The sequence below is a fragment of the Enterococcus sp. DIV0436a genome (genome assembly GCF_051711605.1).
Classification (GTDB): domain Bacteria; phylum Bacillota; class Bacilli; order Lactobacillales; family Enterococcaceae; genus Enterococcus_B; species Enterococcus_B faecium.
Genome location: NZ_JBIONA010000001.1, coordinates 1,253,145 through 1,275,530, shown reverse-complemented (window position 1 = coordinate 1,275,530; position 22,386 = coordinate 1,253,145). Strand labels below are relative to the sequence as shown.

Annotated in this window: 22 protein-coding genes and 1 riboswitch; of the genes, 4 read left to right on the top strand and 18 right to left on the bottom strand. The window is 38.6% G+C overall.

The window, feature by feature from the left end:
* Nucleotides 1–85 precede the first annotated feature (85 nt).
* The 12 genes from IGL15_RS06195 to IGL15_RS06140 form a co-directional block, all read right to left on the bottom strand.
* A complete protein-coding gene (locus IGL15_RS06195) occupies nucleotides 86–1,393 on the bottom strand; it encodes a nucleobase:cation symporter-2 family protein (RefSeq protein WP_002295470.1) in 1,308 nt (435 codons plus the stop codon).
* A gap of 2 nt (nucleotides 1,394–1,395) precedes the next feature.
* Entirely contained in the window at nucleotides 1,396–1,977 is a 582-nt protein-coding gene (locus tag IGL15_RS06190) for a xanthine phosphoribosyltransferase (protein ID WP_002295469.1), read from the bottom strand.
* Between the two features lie 115 nt (nucleotides 1,978–2,092).
* A riboswitch (purine riboswitch) is annotated at nucleotides 2,093–2,190 on the bottom strand.
* Nucleotides 2,191–2,548: 358 nt separating this feature from the next.
* A complete protein-coding gene (locus IGL15_RS06185) occupies nucleotides 2,549–3,841 on the bottom strand; it encodes a Gfo/Idh/MocA family protein (RefSeq protein WP_002306874.1) in 1,293 nt (430 codons plus the stop codon).
* Entirely contained in the window at nucleotides 3,838–4,461 is a 624-nt protein-coding gene (locus IGL15_RS06180) for a hypothetical protein (RefSeq protein WP_002331836.1), read from the bottom strand. Before IGL15_RS06180 ends, IGL15_RS06185 begins: the two co-directional genes overlap by 4 nt.
* A gap of 2 nt (nucleotides 4,462–4,463) precedes the next feature.
* The gene (locus IGL15_RS06175) at nucleotides 4,464–5,300 is read right to left on the bottom strand and encodes a carbohydrate ABC transporter permease (RefSeq protein WP_002300540.1); all 837 of its coding nucleotides are present in this window, start codon (nucleotides 5,298–5,300) and stop codon (nucleotides 4,464–4,466) included.
* Between the two features lie 16 nt (nucleotides 5,301–5,316).
* On the bottom strand, nucleotides 5,317–6,204 hold the full coding sequence (locus IGL15_RS06170; RefSeq protein ID WP_002295465.1) for a carbohydrate ABC transporter permease: 888 nt from the start codon (nucleotides 6,202–6,204) through the stop codon (nucleotides 5,317–5,319).
* A 15-nt stretch (nucleotides 6,205–6,219) separates the two neighbouring features.
* Nucleotides 6,220–7,329, bottom strand: coding sequence for an ABC transporter substrate-binding protein (locus tag IGL15_RS06165; RefSeq protein WP_258077677.1), 1,110 nt, complete (start codon nucleotides 7,327–7,329; stop codon nucleotides 6,220–6,222).
* Between the two features lie 9 nt (nucleotides 7,330–7,338).
* On the bottom strand, nucleotides 7,339–7,503 hold the full coding sequence (locus IGL15_RS06160; protein ID WP_258077676.1) for a hypothetical protein: 165 nt from the start codon (nucleotides 7,501–7,503) through the stop codon (nucleotides 7,339–7,341).
* A 683-nt stretch (nucleotides 7,504–8,186) separates the two neighbouring features.
* On the bottom strand, nucleotides 8,187–8,870 hold the full coding sequence (locus IGL15_RS06155) for a hydrolase (RefSeq protein WP_002295463.1): 684 nt from the start codon (nucleotides 8,868–8,870) through the stop codon (nucleotides 8,187–8,189).
* Nucleotides 8,871–8,887: 17 nt separating this feature from the next.
* Nucleotides 8,888–9,505 carry a glycoside hydrolase family 73 protein gene (locus tag IGL15_RS06150; protein WP_002328576.1) on the bottom strand — a complete coding sequence of 206 codons (618 nt, stop codon included), beginning with the start codon at nucleotides 9,503–9,505 and terminating at the stop codon, nucleotides 8,888–8,890.
* A gap of 9 nt (nucleotides 9,506–9,514) precedes the next feature.
* Entirely contained in the window at nucleotides 9,515–10,339 is an 825-nt protein-coding gene (locus IGL15_RS06145) for a M15 family metallopeptidase (RefSeq protein ID WP_002328577.1), read from the bottom strand.
* Nucleotides 10,332–10,892, bottom strand: coding sequence for a hypothetical protein (locus IGL15_RS06140; protein WP_002295457.1), 561 nt, complete (start codon nucleotides 10,890–10,892; stop codon nucleotides 10,332–10,334). The genes IGL15_RS06145 and IGL15_RS06140 overlap by 8 nt, the downstream gene beginning before the upstream one ends.
* Before the next feature lie 173 nt (nucleotides 10,893–11,065).
* Between IGL15_RS06140 and IGL15_RS06135 the strand changes: the two genes are divergently transcribed.
* Entirely contained in the window at nucleotides 11,066–12,022 is a 957-nt protein-coding gene (locus tag IGL15_RS06135; RefSeq protein WP_002338216.1) for a Gfo/Idh/MocA family protein, read from the top strand.
* Nucleotides 12,023–12,450: 428 nt separating this feature from the next.
* On the opposite strand, the gene IGL15_RS06130 is transcribed toward IGL15_RS06135, so the two are convergent.
* A complete protein-coding gene (locus tag IGL15_RS06130) occupies nucleotides 12,451–13,407 on the bottom strand; it encodes an aromatic acid exporter family protein (protein ID WP_002295453.1) in 957 nt (318 codons plus the stop codon).
* 104 nt (nucleotides 13,408–13,511) lie between these two features.
* Between IGL15_RS06130 and IGL15_RS06125 the strand changes: the two genes are divergently transcribed.
* Nucleotides 13,512–14,114, top strand: a complete 603-nt coding sequence (locus IGL15_RS06125) for an FUSC family protein (RefSeq protein ID WP_002295450.1) — start codon at nucleotides 13,512–13,514, stop codon at nucleotides 14,112–14,114.
* Nucleotides 14,115–14,201: 87 nt separating this feature from the next.
* Here IGL15_RS06125 and IGL15_RS06120 read toward each other — a convergent pair whose 3' ends face one another.
* Together IGL15_RS06120 and IGL15_RS06115 are read right to left on the bottom strand one after the other, a co-directional pair.
* On the bottom strand, nucleotides 14,202–15,701 hold the full coding sequence (locus IGL15_RS06120; protein ID WP_002299759.1) for a flotillin family protein: 1,500 nt from the start codon (nucleotides 15,699–15,701) through the stop codon (nucleotides 14,202–14,204).
* 15 nt (nucleotides 15,702–15,716) lie between these two features.
* On the bottom strand, nucleotides 15,717–16,241 hold the full coding sequence (locus IGL15_RS06115; protein WP_002295447.1) for an NfeD family protein: 525 nt from the start codon (nucleotides 16,239–16,241) through the stop codon (nucleotides 15,717–15,719).
* 174 nt (nucleotides 16,242–16,415) lie between these two features.
* Here IGL15_RS06115 and IGL15_RS06110 point away from each other — a divergent pair, with 174 nt between their 5' ends.
* Complete coding sequence (locus IGL15_RS06110) at nucleotides 16,416–18,065, top strand: ATP-binding protein (protein WP_002295446.1); 1,650 nt, start codon at nucleotides 16,416–16,418, stop codon at nucleotides 18,063–18,065.
* Nucleotides 18,034–18,750: a response regulator gene (locus IGL15_RS06105; RefSeq protein ID WP_002324679.1), complete on the top strand. Its 717-nt coding sequence runs from the start codon at nucleotides 18,034–18,036 to the stop codon at nucleotides 18,748–18,750. The genes IGL15_RS06110 and IGL15_RS06105 overlap by 32 nt, the downstream gene beginning before the upstream one ends.
* A gap of 101 nt (nucleotides 18,751–18,851) precedes the next feature.
* Here IGL15_RS06105 and IGL15_RS06100 read toward each other — a convergent pair whose 3' ends face one another.
* The 3 genes from IGL15_RS06100 to nagA form a co-directional block, all read right to left on the bottom strand.
* Nucleotides 18,852–19,871, bottom strand: coding sequence for a 2-hydroxyacid dehydrogenase (locus IGL15_RS06100; protein ID WP_002289800.1), 1,020 nt, complete (start codon nucleotides 19,869–19,871; stop codon nucleotides 18,852–18,854).
* An 18-nt stretch (nucleotides 19,872–19,889) separates the two neighbouring features.
* A complete protein-coding gene (locus IGL15_RS06095; protein ID WP_079291926.1) occupies nucleotides 19,890–20,891 on the bottom strand; it encodes an AEC family transporter in 1,002 nt (333 codons plus the stop codon).
* Between the two features lie 278 nt (nucleotides 20,892–21,169).
* Entirely contained in the window at nucleotides 21,170–22,318 is a 1,149-nt protein-coding gene (gene nagA / locus IGL15_RS06090) for an N-acetylglucosamine-6-phosphate deacetylase (RefSeq protein ID WP_002289803.1), read from the bottom strand.
* Nucleotides 22,319–22,386 lie beyond the last annotated feature (68 nt).

The window sequence follows — 22,386 nt, the reverse complement described above, 5'->3', positions numbered from 1 at the left end:
CGGCAAAATACGAGGAACTATTTTTCCGTTTGTTTCTCTAACAATCAGGTCAAAACGCTGATTTCACAACCTTTCTTTTGCTCTATTACTTCTTGAAGGCTTCTTCCAATATTTCTTCATCTTTTTTCAATCCATTAAAGATCAAATTCAATATGATAGCCGTAATGCTACTCATTACGATGCCATTTCCAGTGAACATTTGCAATGTTTGCGGCATTTGACTGAATAATGTCGGCGTAACATTGAAACCCAGCCCAAATCCAACAGAAACAGCAACAATCAATAGATTTTTATCATTGCTGAAATCAACTTCCAACAGCATACGGATTCCTTGGACTGCCACCATCCCGAACATGACTAACATTCCTCCACCAAGTACCGGCTCAGGGATGATTTGTGCTAACGCACCGATTTTAGGGAATAATCCTAAAACAATCAAGAAGAATGCAGAGAAATAGATGGGTTTTCTTGTTTTGATTCCCGAAAGTTGAACCAATCCGACATTTTGAGAAAAGCCAGTATAAGGGAATGTATTGAAAATACCGCCTAAGATAACGGCAAGTCCTTCTGCACGATATCCCTTTTTCAATTCTTCTTCTCCAACATTTTTCCCAGTAATGTCACCAAGTGCAAAATATACACCTGTTGATTCTACCATGCTGACCATGGAAATGATGATCATTAGTAAAATCGACCATACGTCGAAAGTTGGTTTACCAAAATAAAAGGGTTGTGGAACATGGAACAACGGCGCATCTCCAATCGCGCTCAGATCAATCATTCCCATGAAAGCAGCTAAGATGCTTCCTCCGACTAAACCAATCAATACCGCGATTGAACGAATGAACCCTTTTGCCAGCATTTGCACGCCTACAATTAGGAGAATCGTCACAAATGCAAGTAGCAGATTTGTTTTGTCACCAAAATCAGCTGCTGTTGCATTACCTCCACCCATTTTCTCGATTGCTACAGGAATCAAAGTCAAACCAATAACGGTGATAACCGTTCCTGTTACTATAGGAGGGAATAGTTTTTTAATTTTAGAAAAGACACCAGAAACTAACACAACAAAGATCCCAGAAGCGATAATAGATCCGTAGATAGCTCCTACTCCTTCATTGGTTCCGATCAAGATCAGTGGAGCTACTGCTTGGATCGCACATCCTAAAACGACAGGCAAGCCAATTCCGAAAAATCGGTTAACTGTCAATTGCAATAATGTCGCTAATCCACACATAAAGATATCAATTGAAATCAAATAAGTCATCTGTTCTTGATTAAAGCCTAGTCCTGTACCGATCAAAAGAGGCACCGCTACTGCTCCTGCATACATCGCTAGCAGATGCTGCAGCCCTAAAACCGCAGCTTTTCCATTTTGTGTTTCTTTTTCCACGATTATGCGTCCTCCTCAAGAAACTCAACTTGTCCATTCGTCAAGGAAGCAATACGCGCAAGAGAAACGACTCTCAATCCCATTTCTTCAAGTAACTGACGTCCATCTTGGAAAGACTTTTCGATGACGATCCCGATTCCTTCTACTTGCGCTCCAGCTTGCTGGCATAATTCGATCAATCCTTTTGCCGCTTGTCCGTTTGCCAAGAAATCGTCGATAATCAATACTTTGTCTTCTGAAGATAAAAATTTACGAGAAATAGAAATCGTACTTGTCACTTGTTTCGTAAAAGAATAAACAGAAGCTGTCAATAATTCTTCATCCATCGTCAAACTTTTTGCTTTTCTAGCGAAGATCATTGGAACATCTAATTCTCTTGCAGCAAATAAAGCTGGTGCGATCCCAGAAGCTTCAATGGTCACAACTTTCGTGATTCCTTGTTCTTTAAATACTTCTGCAAACCGTTTTCCCATTTGTTCCATCAATACAGGGTCTACTTGGTGAGTGACGAAGCTGTCGACTTTTAATACGCCCTCGCCTAATATACGTCCGTCTTTTTGAATACGTTCAACTAATTCTTTCACTTTATTTGCTCCTTTATCATTTATTAATACCGAAATAACCGCTTTTGTGCAAAAACCTACTATGTTTCTGTTAAAGAAAAACACCCTCCACTTTATCATAAGAAAAGAAGGGTGAAATAGCCAATCTTTTACTTATAGTCCAGCATTTACGGTACTGGCTAGAAACTGTCATCCATATTATGACGATATATAAGTAGGTATGTAAAACTAATAATAGTGTAAATTCATTTTCTTGCAACTGTTTTGCACGTGAAGGCAGTTTGCCATATTTGAATAAAAAATGTTGTTTCAAATATTGAAAACAGTCTAACACTACTTTCTGAAACTGACAACGTGGTTTACTTATTTTTTTGTAAAATCTAATGATTTTTAATGCATTATTCCTTTTTGTTCGGGTTTAAATAGTTATTTTTATTTTCTCCTATCTAAAAAAGCAGCCCACATAAAAAGAAGGCATGACAAAAAGCATGTCATAGCCCCTTTTTCCGAATAAATAGTGTTCAAAAGACAGCCTATCGGCAATAAGGCAAGATTTTATAAACTACGGGAAGTAATTTCCGTAAATCTATTCTTATTCTTTTAAGCTGACAAGCTCGTCAATCACTACTGCTTTTCCTGAAGCAATAGAATGATTTGCTGCGATTCCTGTCAAAATCGACAAAATACCATCTACGTGAGTTGCTGCCCGATTCCACGGATCTTCTTCTTTTTCTTCACCAAATAGATCATCTAATAAACGCGGATCTCCTCCGCCATGTCCGCCCGCTTCTTGTTCGACGATTACCTCATATGGCTCACCGAACATCGGATAGACATGGATGGACTGAAGAACGGCTGCTCCTTCATCCTTTTTATCTCCACCTGCATTGATGTAAGACTTTTCGATCACTTTCATTTCGATCCGTCCTTTGCTGCCATTGAAAGAAACATTGAATCCTTCCCACGGCATATACGCGTTTAGCGAATACGTCAAAATCGCACCAGTTTCATATTTGACCGTTACGCCTAGTGTATCTTCAATAGAGATATCATCGGAAAATACACTGCGGTCACGAATATATCCACTGTCTTTTTCTGCTTCTAAATACATTTCTCGCAATTCCTCATTGGCTGACAGGTCTATAGCAAATGGATCAGCTTTAGCTAGTTCGCTTCCATAGCATCGACTGTAAAATGTTTCTACTCCGCGTTTCTCCGCATTATGCATCCCATAAAAGTTTAATCCACCGAATGCAAATACCTTTTGGGGACGGCTGTTCAACCAAAAATTCACTAGATCAAAATGATGGGTAGATTTATGAACAAGAAGCCCGCCGCTATTGTGCTTATTTCGATGCCATCTTCTGAAATAATCTGCCCCGTGTTGCGTATTTAACAGCCATTCGAAGTGAATAGAAAACACATCACCAATCACATCACTTTCTATCAGTTCCTTTATCTTCGTATGATACGGTGCATAACGATAATTGAAAGTGACTCGCAGGCTTCTTCCCGTCTGTTTTTGGACCGTTATTATTTCTTGAGCTTTTTCCTCATCGATAGTCAGAGGTTTTTCGCAAATAACATCATATCCTTTTTTCATTGCACGAATGATATAATCATGATGCGTTCGATCTACTGACGTAATAATGACTTCAGCCGGCCGTACGTCATCCAGTAGTTGCTCAAATTGTGATGGCATACATGTCTTTACTTTTTTCTGTCCATACTTGTTCACAAGTATCCGATTTGCATAATCCATCCTTGTTTGAGATACATCACAAAAACCGACTAGTTCACAAGTTTGATGATACGTAGAGGCAATTGCCTCATAAAAAAAACGCGCTCTCCCACCAAGTCCGACTTGTACATATTTTTTCTTCATTTAAAGTCATTCTCCTTTTCTTTTAAGCAAAATACTGTGACAAACGGCAGCCCTGGATACAGTAATGCAGTGAGTAAAAAATCATGCTGTATACACCAGAACAGTCCATACAAAAGGCATAAATACCACAGAAACCCTTTGACGTTTTTTGACAACAGCCAGATATTCCTTTTGATCAAATAAACAAGACTATCTGCTTTATCTTCTTTGCAGATATCAATTAGCGTACTAAAAAAACTATGGGATACAAAAAGCAACAGACACAATAGAAAAGGAATCAGATACCAAGCTCCAATCTTTCCCACTAATAAATACCAATCAACTGCAAAAATAATGACAAACAGCTGAAACAACGTAATGATGAAACACAACCGTTTGATTTTTTCTTTCCTCCAACATACCTTTTTTTCTGCCAAGTAATGGACAGATAGATAATAAGAAGGATACATCATCAAAAAATAAATCAGATAGACAACACGAGCAGACAGCACTAATCCTAAAGTGAACAAACATCCTAGAACTAAAGCGAAAAGAGCATTACTGATAAGACTGGTTAAAAAAATCCGACAGAAATAGTAGTTGAGCTTGTAAAGAAACATCTCTTCTATTGGCTTTTTCATATTCAGCCCTTCAGACCGCTTGTACTGATCCCCTGGACAAGATATTTATTGAAGAATAAGAAAATCAGAAAAACCGGTAGCAGCGACAACGTAGACATCGCAAACATACTCGCGTAAGTCGTACTAGATCCAGCGTCTGCAAATAATTTGATGGCAATCGATACCGTGTAAGATCTCGGCTTGTTTAAATAAATCAATGGTCCCATGAAGTCGTCCCATTTCCAATAAAACTGGATGATGATCGTCGTGATGATCGAAGGTTTCAGCAAAGGAAAAATAATTTTGGTAAAGACACTATACTTGCTGCATCCGTCAATAATCGCTGATTCATCTAACTCTTTGGGGATGCTGACCATGAATTGCATGATCTGGTAAATGAAAAATGCTTGTCCAAAAAAATGTGGTAAAATCAGCGGCACATACGTCCCAACCAAATTCAGCCGATTGTAAATAATAAACTGCGGAATCAAAATCACTTGTGCAGGAATCATCATCGTTACTAACATGACGACGAACCAGAATCTTTTTCCTTTGAAATCGATTCTCGATAATGCGTAAGCAATACAAGTCGAGCTCAGAACTGTCCCTATCGTCGAAACTGCAGAGATGACAAACGAATTCCTAAAGAAAGTAAAAAATGAAATTCCAGCAAACCCCGCCCATCCTTTTGCGTAATTTTCCCATTGAAAAGTCTCTGGAATCAAATTCAGCGAACCACTCAGAATCTCTTGATCCGTTTTAAAAGAACCTGCGATCATCCATAAGACCGGATAAATCATGACTAGACCTAATAGCAAAATAAAACCGTATTGAAACCATTTCGTTACTGTATTATTCATTTCTTCCTCCTCTCATTCACACAACGACCCATTTTTTTGATGATTTGAAAATCAGAAAGGTGACAGCTCCCATAATCAACAGCATGATCCACGAAATAGCACTAGCATACCCCATAGAATTAAAAGAAAAAGCTTGGTTATACACATAAAGAGCATAAAAGTTCGTGGCATCATTCGGACCACCTTGGGTAATGATAAATGCCTGCGTAAAAGTCATAAACGCCGCGATTGTCTGCATAACCAAGTTATACAAAATGATCGGCGAAAGAAGAGGTAACGTAATCTTGTAAAACGTCTGCCATTTGTTCGCTCCATCGATCTCTGCCGCTTCATAATACGAGCCTGGGATCTCTTTGATACCTGCAGCAAAGATGATCATTGCCGAACCGAATTGCCAAGCAGACATCAAAACAAGAGGGATCATGACCAGTTTTTGATCGCTAAACCAGGAAAGCGCAGGTGCGCCTAATCGTTCCAGAAAAATATTCACTAACCCGTTTTTAGAAAACAACTCCCGCCAAACTAGAGCGATAGAAATACTGCCACCGATCAAACTAGGCACATAATACAAAGAACGAAAGAAAGTCGTTCCTTTGATATTCCTCGTTAAAAGATAAGCAATCAATAGACCAAAGATCAGTTTCACAGGTACAGATGCAAATACATAGAGAAAAGTGACTCGGATGGAGTTCAAAAAACGGGCATCACTCAGCATCTTTATATAATTATCCAAGCCGATCCATGAGACTGGATTTCCCAAACGATAATCGGTGAACGAATAATAAAGTGACAAGATCATCGGTATCACTGTTATCAATAGAAATCCTAGGATGAATGGAGAAGCAAATACGTAACCGACCACATTGTCTTGATCCAAGAACCGTTTTAGTTTTTCTTTTTTCATGCCTTCCTCCTGCTGCTATCCTAGAATGTTTGACGCAAACTCATAAAGACTCTCTGCTGCTTCTTCTGCTGTTACTTCTTCATAAATGACTTTTTCAACTAAAAGATTGTATTGGTCTTGAATTTCCGGATTCAAAGCACTATCAAAGACATTCACTTCGCCGTTGTCCATATCGGAAATCATTTCTAAATAGTCAAATGTCGCTTGCAAAGTTGCATCATCTGCACGAGCGAGCTGTTCTCGAATATTCGACATGATTGGCACACCACGTTCTCCTTTTAAAATTTCATTGGCTTCTTCACTGTTTTGAAAGAAATCAATAAACTTAGCAGCTTCTTCTTTATGGGCTGAGCTTTTTGCCATACTCAGCATTTGCGAAGAACGTAAAGGGATACCAGATTCTCCATCTGCTTTTCTACGAGGTGGATTAATCAACTGAATCTCCATATCTTCAGGCGCTCCTGACAATATTTCTGTCAACTGGTTACTTGATAGAAACACCATTGCAGCTTCTCTATCCCTAACCGCCTGAAAAGACAGATCCGTCGTACTTGCAGCTCCACCACCTGGTTCCGGATGGGCCCCTTTGTCTACCAGATTTTTACGCAGCTGGAAAAAATCTGTTAGATAGTCTGGATTTTCAAATCCCAAGCTGTTAGATAGATCTTCCCGATTATAAAAATTCAATCCTTTCTCAACTTGTGGTATTTGAATAATACAGCCAGCTATAAAATCTTCGAATCTTGAAATAGCATAGATTCCTAATTCTTCAGTGATTTGATAGCTGATTTGTTCAAATTCATCCCATGTCCAATTTGAAGCTGGTTCAGGGATATTTAATTGTTCAAATATATTTTTATTGTAAGCAATCGCAAACGAATTCACCCCGTTAGACAGTCCAACTAATTGCCCGTCGTAAGTCGTCGTTGCTAAATAGGATTCATCTGCATTAGAAATATCAATTATCCCTTGCTCCACATATTCATCTAATGGTTCAATCTGATTGATGTATTGAGGAAATTGATTGTTCAGTTGGAAAATGTCCCAGATATCATCTGATGCTGCTAGTGTACCTAATTTTGTGTAATATCCTTCATAATCATAAAATTCATAATCGATCGTCACATGGGGATTTTATTCTTCATAAAGCTCGATTACTTTTACTGTTGCATCGTGTCGGACTTGCGAACCCCACCAAGCCATGTTCAGCGTGATTTTTTTGTCATCTTCTTGCCCACAAGCCGTCAAGAAGAATAACATAACACTTAAAGCTAAGATGATTCTCATTCTTTTCTTCATTCTCTGCACCTCTACTTCCATTGTTATTTTTCAATATACTGTATTTTTATACAGAACATATTTATTAAACGATCTTTTTCAAGGGGAATAAAAACCAAGACTTGCCTTATCGTTCTGCCTAGGATGAACAACTCAATACTTTCAAGGAAAATTAGATAGTGCTGATTCTTCTTTCATCGCTAAAAACACTTCTTGCTTCAATGATGGGAGGATAATTACGCAAAGAAAAAAGGATATCAGACAACTGTCCAATATCCTTGACATAGCTAAATAAGCATGCTTCTTCGTGTACGCTCTTCCCTAAAAAACAGAAAAATAACTAGTAATTCTGTATGAAATTAGGTACAATATACACGTCGATGCACAAGCATTGACTATGGCAACTTGATTGGTCAGTTCCCGCTGACTTTTCAAGCCCCGACAATTTAGCTGCTACTAAATTGTCGGGTGCCTTTTTTTAGTTTTTATTCGTTTTTCATTCTATAGAAAGCGCTTCAATAAATCAAGACATTTTTTTGTTAGAATGCTAATAATAACAAAAGGTTTTAACTCTTCTTATGTACATTACAGATAAAAAAACAAAAAAATTTCTCTTTTTTTTGAATTCTGAACAAATAGTACTGGAGTACAAAAGACGAGGAAGAGCCACTATCTGCTCTTCCTCGTCTTTTGATTCTCACCTGTTATTCATGATTCTTTTTCTCAGTTTCCCGATATTTTTCCATTTTACGACTAAAAAGTTCTCCGCTACTTGGTGGCGTATATGTGATGGCATTTGCTCCTGCTTGAATGGTCTCAGCAATACTTTCTTCCGTTGGACCACCTGTCGCAATGATAGGAAGTTCAGGATATTTTTTACGAAAATGGCGTACTGCTTCTGCAGTTTCTTTACCTGCACTGATATTGATAATCGAAATACCAGCTGCTAACTTTTCATCTATTTCTGTATATTTCGACGTTACCGTACTGATAACTGGAATATCAACTACTCGACAAACTTCTTTTACTGTCTCTAAAGGCGTAGGACCGTTCAAAACGACCCCTAACGAACCTTGCGCTTCTGCGAACATGCTCATGTAGGAAGAACGAGCACCTTGTGTCAAACCACCACCTACACCGGAGAAAACTGGAATGTCAGCTGCCTCAATAATGCTTTTAGTAATCGCTGGATGAGGTGTAAAAGGATACACAGCAATTACTGCATTCGCATTTGTATTACGTATGATCGCAATATCCGTAGTAAAGATGATCGAACGGATCAATTTTCCAAATATCTTGATCCCGCTTGCTTCTAAAATGATTTCCGGTACTCTTACGATATCTTTTCTCAATTCCGTCATGATTTCTGGCGTAAATTGTTCTGCCATCAGCCACTTCTCCTTTGCTATCTCCGGTCATACTGATTCAATTGATACGTCTCGATGACCTGGATGATTTTTTGCGCATAACCGGGGTCTGTCGCATAACCTGCATCTTGCAATGCTTGTGCGGCTTCCTGATAGTTGGTGGCCGTAATCACTTTTTCATACAGCGCAGGATTCCAATCTACTCCTTGGACGAACAGTTGTGTATGGTCATCCATGGACTGTTCCCATGAATCATACACTTTGAAGTCTCCTTGGATAGTTATCCATTCTTCGTTAACAAATTCCTTTGTTTCCAGGCTTACTTTCTTCTGATCCCCATAAGCCTTGATCCCGAAAAGATTATTGTATTTGCTAGCCAAGGTACTTTTTCCCCAATTTGATTCTAATATAGCTTGTCCTAAAATGATACTAGGAAGCACTCCATAACCATCTTGTAGTTCTTGGGCATGCGGAACAAGCCGTTCAATAAATTGCTGATGGGATTGCGCTTCATTTTCTTGCTGATTATCAGTAAAAGGAGAAGACAGATTCTTCAAGGAAAAAACAAAGGCTAAGAGTATCACTGCTACACCGGCAATCACTGCTGGCCAACGGATATTCTTGCGCTTTTGCTTTTTCCACTTTTTTTTCGCCATGATCAATTCCTACTTTTCATTTAATTCATTCAGATATTCTTCTAGCGTCAATTGGTGTTTGGTGATATACTCAGCATTTTCTTTACCGACATAACGTAAGTGCCAAGGTTCATATGTGATCTTAGTTATATCTTCGTGTCCTTTTGGATAACGAACGATAAATCCATACTGCGCAGCATTATCTGCGATCCATTTAGCTCCAGGCTGATCTCCGTAACTTGCATCCAATACAGTAGAAGGATAACTGTTGTACCAGTTTTGATCGACGACATCGACTGCTAGACCTGTGTGGTGTTCGCTGTATCCTGGCTCCGTAATCGTTTCTTTAGTAATCTTTGTCGCCTCCTCTTCTGATACACCTTGACGACTCATCACATCTTGGACATTTTGTTCGAAAACTTGTTGTTGGGATGATACAGACCGGTAAGCTGAGACCATCACTAATGGAAATCCAGCTGCTTCAGCAGCCTTAGCAAATGCTTCATATTCTGGAGCAATGCGTTTGTCGATCAAGTATCCGTTACTTAATGATGCCAATTGAGTAGACTCATCGATTTCTTTTTCTAATTTGTGATCTGGACCAACCAAAACTAGCTTCCAATCGTCTGTTTTAACATCTGGCAATTGTTTGGACGTACGATCTTTTGTTTCTTTGTCCTTTACCTTGCTGCTGGTTGTTTGACTGTTCTTTTCTTTACTAGCAGTTGCTTTGGTGCTTGTTCGTTCAACTGCTTGATTGCCGGCTTGAACATGCGAATCATCATCGCTAAAAATAACATAGCCCATTGCTGCGATCATAATCACAACTGCTCCAAATCCTAAAAATTTATTCACTTGAAAAATCCTTTCGTTGTTCTTCACGTTCCCCATTCGCCTCATGAACGTAAGTTTCTTCCAGATTTTCATTCACCCAATCGAGAAGTTCGATTTTTTCTCCTTCGATCTGTTTTTGAACATCTGCTGGCAGACGAAAATTCAAAATATCATCATAGCCCCATTCATCATATTGAATACTTACTTTCAAGTCAAGGTATCTACCAGCCTGCTGATTATTTTTCAAAGGGATCAGCTCGACTTTTGCTGCTTTGCTGCTAAGCCATTTTTGCGCGATGCGTGTTTTGATTTGCTTGTACTCTGCAACGGCAACGTTTCGTTTTTCGGGAAAAATAATCGTTTGACGCAAAATCTTTTGCGTTAGCATCCATTCATAATCAGTGAAAAGATTTTTTACTTTCTGCATCGCTTCAGATGGCAGGTTTTTCTCGCCATCTTTCCATTTTTGCCATTGTTCTGGACTGATCAGCAAGTATTCATCTAAAAAATTTTTTTCAGTTTCAAACTGTTCTAATAATACACTCATAATAAGATCAATATATACTTGATGCACGTTTATCCCCTCCTTTTAACTATTCTACTTAAGTTTTGATCAAAAAGCACCTCTTAAATCGCTGCTTTCATTTTTTTTAATGTTTCAAGTCCTCTTCCCTTTATTCTTCGTGATTTTTGTTATAATAATAGACAGACAAGAAACTCAATCCAACTATGAAGGAGCGTTTTCAGATGAAAAAATATCAATGGGGAATCGTGGGTCTTGGTACCATCGCACATGAGTTTGCCGAAAGCTTCAATCAAGAGACGAGCGAACTAACAGCAGTTGCTTCCAGAACTTCAGAAAAAGCGGAAAACTTCGCTCACCGTTACAATATTCCAAAAGCTTACGGAAGCTATCAAGAAATGTTAGACGATGCTGAAATCGACATCGTGTACATTGCTGTACCAAATAGACAGCATATCGACCATATCTTGGCAGCATTGAAAGCAGGCAAACACGTTCTATGTGAAAAAGCCATCACGATGAATAAAAAAGAACTGGCTGACGCTATGCGCTTAGCAGAAGAAAAGAATTTGATCTTAGCAGAAGCGATGACAATCTTCAACATGCCACTTTATCAGCAGTTACGCTCAATAATGGATACAGGAAAACTGGGGGCTTTAAAAATGATCCAAGCACCTTTCGGCAGTTACAAAGAACCAGACCCTAAAAACCGGTTCTTCAATCCAGAATTAGCTGGAGGAGCTCTGTTGGATATCGGTACGTATGCTGTATCTTTCGCTCGTTTCTTTTTGAGCTCTCAACCTGAAGTAGTTGCCTCTACAATGGTTCCTTTTGAAACAGGCGTGGACGAACAATCCGTCACTATCTTGCGTAACAAAGAAAATGAACTTGCTGCTGTCAGCTTGACTTTTCAGGCAAAAATGCCAAAAGTCGGTATCGTTGCCTTTGAGAACGGTTATGTGACGATTGCTGATTACCCGCGTGCTGATCGTGCGGAGATCTTATTTACAGATGGTACAAAGGAATTCATCGAAAGCGGGAATACATCTGAAGCAATGAATTACGAAATAAAGAATATGGTACACATGATTGAAGGTGACTTGCCCAATCGCTCTCTCTTCTTGACAAAAGATGTCATCGAAATCTTGGATCAAATGCAAGTTCTATGGAAAAATATGTAATTTTAAAAGGTTGTGAAAAAGCTGTTCTGCATCAAGTAATAAGAACAGCCAAACGAAAAATAGCTCCTCCTATTTTTCGTTTGGCTGGACTTATTACCGCAGAGGCAAGCTTTTGAACACCGTTTAAGAAAGAGGTTGTGAGCCTGCCGTTCAGCTCCGAGTCACAAGGAGCAATTTCAAAAAACAGCTTCTCATGTTTGTTGAATATTGTGACTTGTGACCGAGGAGTTGACAGGAGAACACCGTTTAAGGAAGAGGTCGTGAGCCTACCGTTCAGCTCCGAGTCACAAGGAGCAATTTCAAAAAACAGCTTCTCATGTTTGTTGAATATTGTAACTTGTGACCGAGGAGTTGGCAGGAGAACACCGTTTAAAGAAGAGGTTGTGAAATCAGCTTTTTGACCTGAATATTAGCTGAATTCACAACCTCTATTTTTGGATTTTTTGTTGGGAGAATTCTGCCTTGATTTCAATAAAACTTTTAAAAGACTGCAAAAACTGGAACAATTCTGCTCGATCCTCGAATTCAGGGCGACTAGTCGGCAGAGGCATTTGCCGATACAATACATAAACTTCTTCAATACGTGCTAAAATTTGTCTGCCATCATTTGACTCTGAAAATGTTTCTGCAGTATAAATCAATAAACCATAGATATGTTTTCCATAATAAGCTGGTTGCTGGATTCTCTCTAGATTTTCCAGCATGTCTTTAATCACATTGGCCTGTGCTCTTCTCATAGAGAAGTAAGTTTCGTAGTATAGCGGCTGTCTGAGCCAGTAGTTTTCTTGATGTTCTCTGGCATCTTCTTGGCTTTCGCGAATGAATGTCAGTAAATGTTCGCATTTGATCTGCACATCTTCTTTATTTTCTGATAAAAGAAATTCTGCCATTTGTCTCAAAATATTTCGAAATTCTTTTTCGATCTGTATTTGGTTTTCCTTCAGCTGCTTCGTACGATCTGGCATGTAAACATTTGCAAGCAAAGCAAATACTAATCCAATCGCCATTAATCCCGCTTCATTGCCGATCAGCTGCCAAGACATGTTTTCCTCCACTAAATAATGAGTGACCAAAACCGAATTTACTACGATCCCTTCGGTTAATTTGAAGCGAGAGGCAAGCGGGATGAACAGGAATAAAAAAAGACTGAAGCCAAAAATAGTATACCCAACAGCAAAAAAACTGAACAGTGCTGTTGCCGTAGCTAATATAAAGGCTGCGATTCGATTCATGCCCGTACGCAATGTAGAGCGCTTGGTATTTCCTACACTTAATAATGCAATGATCCCTGCAGCTGGCCAATACAACAGCGATAAGCTACCCGCTGTGACCATCGAAAAGAAGACACTGATCACTGTTTTGACTGTTCGCATTCCTATACGCATTTACTTCCCCCTTTTTTTATTTTAATTATACTTGAATAATGAAAAACTAGCTATCAGACAAAAGTTTAGGTATGATAGTAAAAAGACCAAAAAGGAGAATCTCTATGCAATTTGGCCGTTTTCGACTAGGTATGCGTACGATCAAAAGTGCCTTAGCTGTTTTTTTATGTATCTTGTTTTTTCATTTGACTCAACGAGGAATCCCGATGATTGCTGCATTATCTGCTGTTTTTTCTTTGCGTCAGGACTTGACTACAACCGTTTCTTTTGGAAAGTCTAGGATCATCGGCAATACATTAGGTGGTACATTAGCTATCATTTATTTTTTTGTCAAAAGCTATTTTCACAATGATTTTTTGGTAGAATTGATCTTGCTTCCTATTCTAGTTATTATTGTGATCGTCGTGTCAGATGGTATTAACAATAATTCCGGTATCATTTCCGCAATCGCTACGTTGTTGCTGATTGCGTTGAGCATCCCTCAAGGCGAATCCGCTTTGTATGCTATCCAACGTGTACTAGATACTTTTATAGGGACATTCATTGCAATCGGTATCAATTTCTTTCTTCGTCCTCCTGAAACAGAAAAGAAGGAAGAACTATCAGAAGATTTGGTCGAACTCCAAAAGAAAGAACGATTGCTAAGAACAAATTTACAAGAGATAGAAGCTAAGATCCAAAAACAAAAGAAAAATAGCGAGGACTAATTTTCTTTTGCAATAAAATAAAAAAATGGAGAGAAGAACTTTAAAAAGTCTTCCTCCATTTTTGATTGAACGGTGAAGTGTACTACTTTATTCTTCATTCATCGAGTTTTGTTCTGCCTCTTTTGGCGCTTCATACATATTTACTTGGCTAGTAGTCCCACGTGTCGACAAATTCTCTACGATTTCCTTCAAGTCAAGTCCTGTTGTCGCTTTTAGTGTTTCTTGAGTAGAAGAAAGCAAATTTGTGGCATAATTTGTCACTCGGTTCGCTCCACTGGTTTCTCCTGAACTGCTTCCTGTATCGACAACAGAGATTTTTTCGATATTTCCTAGCGGCTGTGCTGCTTCGCGCATCAATTGCGGTAGCATATCGATAACCATACTCAAGACAGCTGCTTCGCCATATTCCTTGAAGGCATTGGCGATCTTTTGTTTTGCTTCGGCTTCGGCTTTTCCTTTTGCTAGTGCTGCTTCGGCTTCTGCTTGTCCAGCTAAACGTGTCTTATTGGCTTCCGCTTCTGCCAGTGCTTCCACACGGAATCGTTCTGCTTCGGCTTCAGTCACTTCTTTGACTTTTTGAGCTTGTGCTTCTTGTTCTTTAGCGTACCGATCGGCATCTGCTTTTTTCTTCACTTCCGAATCATATTGCTTTTCACGACGTGTGATTTCTTTTTCTTCCAGTTCGATTTGTTTTTGACGTTCTACGATTTTAATCTGCATTTCCTGTTCGATTACTTGTTGTTGTGCTCGGGCACTTTCTAAATTGTAGGCTTGGTCTGCTTTTGCTTTAGCAACATCTTGTTCTTGTTTGTAGGTTGCTAATTTCAGTTCTTTTTCTTTTAATGATTCTGCGATCTCTGTTTGTCGCTGTAATTCAGCTGCTTGTGATTCTTTTTCTGCTTGAGCTTTTTTGATACGCGTTTCTTTTAGAGCTTCCGCTTCTGCTATATCTGCATCTCTTTTGACTTGGGCGATTCTTGGTTTCCCTAAAGAGTCAAGATAACCGTTTTTGTCTCTGACCTCTTTGATAGTGAAAGAAACGATGATCAACCCCATTTTTGCAAGGTCTACAGAAGCGACTTCTTGTACGCTTTGACTGAACTTATCGCGATTTTGATAGATTTCTTCTACAGTCATAGAACCAAGAATCGAGCGCAAGTGTCCTTCTAATACTTCTCTTGCTTCATTTTCCAGTTCTTCTCTTGTCTTGCCTAAAAACTGTTCTGCTGCTGTAGCAATCTCTTCTACAGATGAACCAATTTTGATGATCGAAGTACCATCACACATCACCGGTACGCCTTGTTCCGTATACACTTCAGGGGTGGAGACGTCCAATTTACTCGATAATAGACTGATCCGATTCGAACGTTGAAAAACCGGCAAGACGAATGCGCCACCTCCACGCACAATTTTGATTTTGTTATTGCTTTCATCAATGTGCACATTTTTGCTTCCTAAATAACTTCCACTGATGATCAACGCTTCATCCGGTTTTGCTGTCTGGTACTTCGCTACAAAGACGATCAGCAACATCAGTAAAATCAAAGCTGCAATTGCGATCGCGATAAAAACAACTGGTATTTCCATTTAACACACGCTCCTTTAAGCTTTTATCATGCTTTCATAAGGCATGACATAACAGATTCTTTCCTTGATCTCAATGATCAATACTTTCGTTCCCCGCTCAGCTGTCTGTTCTTGGGGGCTGTAAAAACAAGCTGGACGACTAATGGAACCGGTAACACTTTTCAACTGAATTTCTCCCATACCTCGTACAGGGATCGGTGTGATCACAACAGCTACTTGTCCTTCCAGAGTTTTTTCAGAAGACGACATCGTTGATTCGGCATGTTTCATCGGCATCAATATATAGAAATTAAGCAAAAATACCAACACTATCGATATGCCTCCACTAGCAATAAATAAAAATAAAGATGATTGATCTGTTAAACGCTCACCTAGAAAACCAAATAAGCTTGTGAAAGTTAACCAAGGGATAATAAGCATCGGATCAAGCGGGCCATCAAAATCGAATACATCTCCAAAAATAATCAATAGGACTGCCAATCCTGCACAAATCAGCAATGTATACCAATAAATCGTCTCAAGTGCGATTCCCCCTATCATATACACGCCTCCTTCCATTTCTACGTCTATCATACCAATGTTTGAAAATTCTGTATAGCTTCTTTTACCGACTCAGTGGTGTTTTTTATAGGAAGGTTGTGTTTATCGTTGACAATTTGTTAAATTTTTGTTTTCATGTTAAAATTTTCACAATAAATTCTTTCGAGGTAGCCTATGTTTCCTTTTTTTAAGAAAAAACCATTAAAGCTCCAGAACACGATCATCCTTGTCGTTTGTTTCTCCACATTCGTTTCTTTGATTGTTTCTGCCATATTGATCAGGAATTTTATTCTTTCGATGAACCGATCTAGTGTGTCAGATAAAATCTCTAGCATTGCTAAAATCGTTGCCAATGATAAACTCATCCAAAAAAAGCTGCAGACTGGTGACCCGACACATGCGATTCAAGGAATAACAAATGAAATCATGATTGCATCGAATTTAGATTTTATCGTTGTCATGGACCCTGAAGGCATTCGATATTCTCACGCAGACCCAAGTTACATCGGTCTTCCTTTCTCAAGTCATGAAGATGTGAAAAAAGTGATTGGAGGACAAGAATTTTTCTCTGAAAAAGAAGGAATGTTAGGGTTCGGCTTCCGCTATTTCGTCCCTATTTATTATGATCAAGAGATTATTGGTGCAGTTTGTGTTGGCTTAACAAACAACACGATTGACAATCAAGTCAAAGATGGACAAAAAATGATTGTTTTTTCATTGATTATCGGACTTAGCGTAGGCATCATAGGCGCCGTTTTTCTTGCCCAAAAAATGAAAAAAGTACTGCTTGGACTTGAACCACAAGAAATAGCAGAACAGTTAAGTGAAAAAACGATTATCGAAAATGAAGTAGATGAAGGAATCTTAGCCATCTCTTCTGATAAAACTATCCTCTTGATCAATACACCTGCAAAAAACATTTTCTACCAAACAGAGCAGCTATTGGATTTCGAAGTAGGAAAAAAAATCAGTGATAATCTATATGACGTTTTGTTTAAAGAGACGATTGAGCATCAAACGACCGTTCGCACTCAATCCATGTATTTAAATGGGATAGAAACTATTTCTAGCGTTACACCTCTTTTTAGCAATGACCGGTTTTTAGGAGCAGTCGCAACTTTACGAAATCGATCAGAAGTAATGAAATTAATGGAGGAGCTTGGGGGGACGAAACAATATATAAACTCCATGAGAGCTCAAACCCATGAATTCATGAATAAACTTCATGTCATTTCTGGTTTGATTGATTTGAAGAAGTATGAAGAAGTCACCCATTTTATCCAGCAGCTAAATCAAAATTATAAAAAAGAGATTGGCCAAGTCTCAAGTCTGATCAAAGTACCTGCAATTGCCGGTTTTTTATTAGGCAAAATAAACGAAGCCAAAGAACAATCTGTTGAAATGCTGTTAGAAAGCGATTCTTTTATCCCTAAAATGGAGATGGATGACTCCATCCATTCACTTTTGCAAGTGTTAGGGAACTTACTTGATAATGCAAAAGAAGCCGTGCTACAAAAACATGAAAGAAACGGACAGGTCCGGATTCATTTAAACTATGACACAGAAGCTGAAGTATTCATCGTGACCGTCTGCGATGACGGTGTCGGGATATCAGAAGAAATCTCAGAAAAAATATTTACGCTAGGTTTTTCGACGAAGGGAATCAATCGTGGGTTTGGGTTGAATCTCATCCATTCAATCGTCAAACGCCACGGTGGATTTTTAGAATTTTCCAAACAAACAAATGGCGGTACAATCGTCTATCTAGAATTACCAAAAAAGGAAGATCAAAATGATGACAAATGTCCTGATAATCGAAGATGATCCAATGGTTGCAGAATTGAATCGTACTTTTGTGGAAAGCATCCCTAATATGAACGTAATCGAAAGTTTCAGAAATGTAGAAGAAGGAAAAAAATATTTCAGACAAAAAAACGCAGATCTGCTGCTGCTTGATGTATACATGCCTGGCGAAAGTGGTATCCATTTTTTATCTTGGCTTAGACAGCAAGGAAATGATATCCCAGTGATTTTGATCACTGCTGCAGATGATATCGAAACCATAAAGAATGTGATCCGCTACGGTGCCTTAGATTATTTGATCAAACCGTTCACTTTGCAACGTTTTCAGCTGGCGATCGAAAAGTATCTTGCTTTCTCTCAGACAATCCAAACGACTGAAAAAGCCGATCAGAAATTGATCGATCAAGTATTCAACCACACCACTCCCATTCACGAAATACCATCATTCATCGATTTGCCTAAAGGTCTGTCAAAACTGACTTTAAAAAAAATAAGTGCATTTATTCTAAAAGAAGATACTATTTTTTCAACAAAAGAACTGGCTCAAAAAAGCTCACTGTCACGTATATCCGTCAAGAAATATTTGAATTTTTTAGTAGAACAAGATATATTGAACGAAAGAATCAAATATTTGGAAATCGGCCGGCCGCTAACCTGTTATGAATTGACAAATAATGGACGGAAAAAGCTCACAGATTACTGTTGAGTCATCGAATTATCCCATACAAAATAGTCCAAGTATACAGAAGTAACAACTGTTTACTTGGACTATTTTTAAACATTTTATTGACGAATATCCATGTTTTCTTATCTTAATTGACGGGCTTTAGGAAGAGATACCTCATTTTTCGTTTTTCCAGTTTCTATTATTTCACGAAAGTTCTCGAAACTTGTCGAAATCATATTTGATAATGCCTCATCTGTATTTGAACCTACATGCGGGGTTACAAGAACTCTAGGGTACATTTCTACTAATTGCTGGATAGCAGGGTCTGGAATCGTCTCCCATGGCTTGAAGGATCGGAAAAAAACCTCTGTTTCATTTGCAAAAACATCGGTTGCAAAACCAGCTAAATGATTGCTTTTCAAAGCTCTTAAAATAGCTTCATTATCTTGAAGCTCTCCACGGGCTGTATTAATCAAGATGCTGCCTTTTTTCATTTGAGCTAAAAATCCTTCATTGATCATTTGATCGTTTTCACCTGGGATATGAGGTACATGAATACTGACAATATCGCTTTTGGCTAATAACTCTTCAAGCGAGTGGAACGTCAATACTTTTTTAGCAGCTTCTGTCTGATGAATATCGTAGCCGATCACTTTGGCTCCTAGTCCCTTAAACAAAACAGCTTCCGTCAACCCTATCCTGCCTGTTCCTATGATCCCTACTGTGCAATTTCTGATTTCACGACTAAACATTTGCTCATCCACTCGAAAATCTTTGAAAGATGTTCGGATCGTCGTATACGCAGTATTTCTCAAAAGCATCATGGCAAAAGTCAAAGATAACTCTGCTATCGCATTTGGCGAATACGATGGTACACGGGCTACTGTCATACCAAAATCAGCTGCCGCTTGTAGATCGATATGATTGACTCCCACAGTCCGTGTAAAAACATAACGAATCCCATATTCCTGCATTTTTGCAAGATTGGTCTCATCTGCTATACAATTTCCCCTCAACAATACAGCATCATGGTCCTTTGCTGACACGATATTGTCATGTGTCAACAGTTCTTCATAAAGACTGAGATCATAATGGTAAATATTCAATTTTTCAAAAAAATCTATCTCGTTCGGACGAACACCGTAACATGCGATTCTCATACTTTCTTCCTCCATTTCTTATGAAAATAAACCTATGCCATGAATCATTTGTAATACAACGATCCATACAGGTGTCAGTACCACAGCAAAAATAGTTGACAGTAAGGATGCATTGGAGGCTAAAAGTGCCTCCCTATCAAAACTGATAGCATAGGCTGCTGCCACTGTTGCAGCTGGTGTAGCCATCATGATAACGATTGTTGCCAGTGCTTCAAAATTGACTGGTAGAATATTCGTTGCCGTCAAAACTGCTAGAATCACGATATTCAATGCAGGTACAAATACCACTTTGACTAGACTGTAATACCATGAAGTTTTTTCAGATGCAGCTTTTTTGAAGCTTACTTCACCTAATGTTGCGCCGATTGCTAGCCACGCCAATGGTGAACTTAAACCAGCTAAATAATCCATCGGCTGAAATAGCCACGGTGCAGTCTGGTCAATTCGCAAAAACGCTACTTGGCTTATCTCTCCTTCTGCACCTGTAACTGACACTTGTGGCAGATACCCTTGGAACAGCCAAATGAAAAGGCCGGCAAAAGTAGCGATAATGATTGGATTGACGAACATCGCTTTGATATTTTTAGCTTCCATCTTCAAGCCACTCATTTTTATGTATCCATAAGAATACAAAAAGATTCGGTAGCCAATATTGAAAATTGAGGAATACATCACGCCGACAGGACCATAAATCGCACTGACGATAGGCGTTCCGAAAAAGGTCGTAGAACCAAAGATCGTCAGGACACGCAACGTTGTTTGCTTATCCCCTTTATAGCTTAAGAAAAAAGGTTTTGAAACTAGAATAAGAATAATATAAATAACTAATCCCCAAATCAAGACATTGATTCCTTGCATCAGTAATTCTGTATTGATATCTTGCATGAAAGCTCGAAATGCCAGTGCTGGCAAAGCCACTGTTAAGACGACTTTCGATAGAATTTTTCCAACAGATTCAGAAAAAATCCCCTTTTTTCTACAAACAAACCCTAATAATATAATAAAAACTGTTGAAGTGATTGCACTGACAATCGACATATCTGTCAAAGTCGATCGAAAAATGTCAAATAAGTTCATCTTTCTCCTCCTAATTATGTTCATTTATTCACAATAAAAAAAACGCTTTTATTTTGCTAATACGTATTAACATTTTTAATTTTATCTTTACATTGTTACTTATTGAACAATAGGAAATTAAAGAAACTTTTGAAACTTATGTAAAGTGATTTTTACTAGAACACAAAAAAACCTTAAAACCAAACTTAAGAAGTTTAGTTTTAAGGTTAACTTAAATTATATTATGCGTGGAAACGTTCCACGCCATCTAGATAAGTTGCTTCCAATGTCATATCAGGGTTCAATACGATAAAGTCTGCATCGCGTCCTTGAGCGATTTTTCCACATGTATCATCGATTTTACAGCTGATTGCTGGAATCAGACTAGCCATCATGACTGCTTGTTCTGGTGTTGCTAATCCCCAGTCTACAACATTTTTAATTGCTTCTTTCAATTTCAAGATACTTCCAGCTAAGTTGCCAGATTCTAGACGTGCTGTTCCTTCTTTTACTACTACTGGAAATTCGCCTAAATTGTAATTTCCATCAGGCATCCCACCGGCCATCATACAGTCTGTAATTAATGCGACATGATCATGTCCTGCTTTTTCCATTAGGATTCCCGCAGCATTTGGATGTACATGATGGCCATCACAAATCAATTCAGAAAAGACATGTTCTAAAGATAATAACGCACCCACCATACCTGGTTCGCGATGATTCAATCCACGCATACCATTGAAAGCATGGACAAATACACTTGCGCCTGCTTCAACAGCTTTTTGCGCTTCTTCTAGTGTAGCATTACTGTGTCCTAGAGAAACAACTACTCCTTCTTCAGTCACTTGTTTGACAAACTCTTCCACACCTTGACGTTCTGGTGCTAAAGCAATCTTTTTGATCAAACCGCCTGAAGCTTCTTGCCATTCATGGAAAGTATCCAAATCAGGATCCCCGAAATAACTTGGGTTTTGTGCCCCTTTGTGTTCTTCTGTGAAGAAAGGACCTTCAAAATAGATTCCTTTGATTTTAGCTCCTGGTGCTTCCTGATACATTTTGCCGATTGTCTCAGCTACATCTTTTAAACGTTCTTTGCTTGACGTCAATGTTGTTGGTAAAAATGAAGTCACTCCACAAGATAATAGACCTTCAGACATCACTTTGATACCTTCTGCATCGTTGTCCATTACATCATGATTCATATAGCCGTGAATATGTGTATCTACCAAACCAGGAGCAATCCATTTGCCACTTTGGTCAATAATGTTGACTTCTCCCTCAGGTAGTTCTTTCGTGTATTCACCAAAAAGTCCATCGGTAATTTCAAGATAGCCTGCATGTTTGACACCTGACGCTAAAAAGAATTTGTCAGCATAGATAAAAGTTCTCATTCTATTCTCTCCCTTTGTTTTTCTACCTCTAAAGTACTCTTATTTAGAGAAGAAGTCAAGAATGGTCT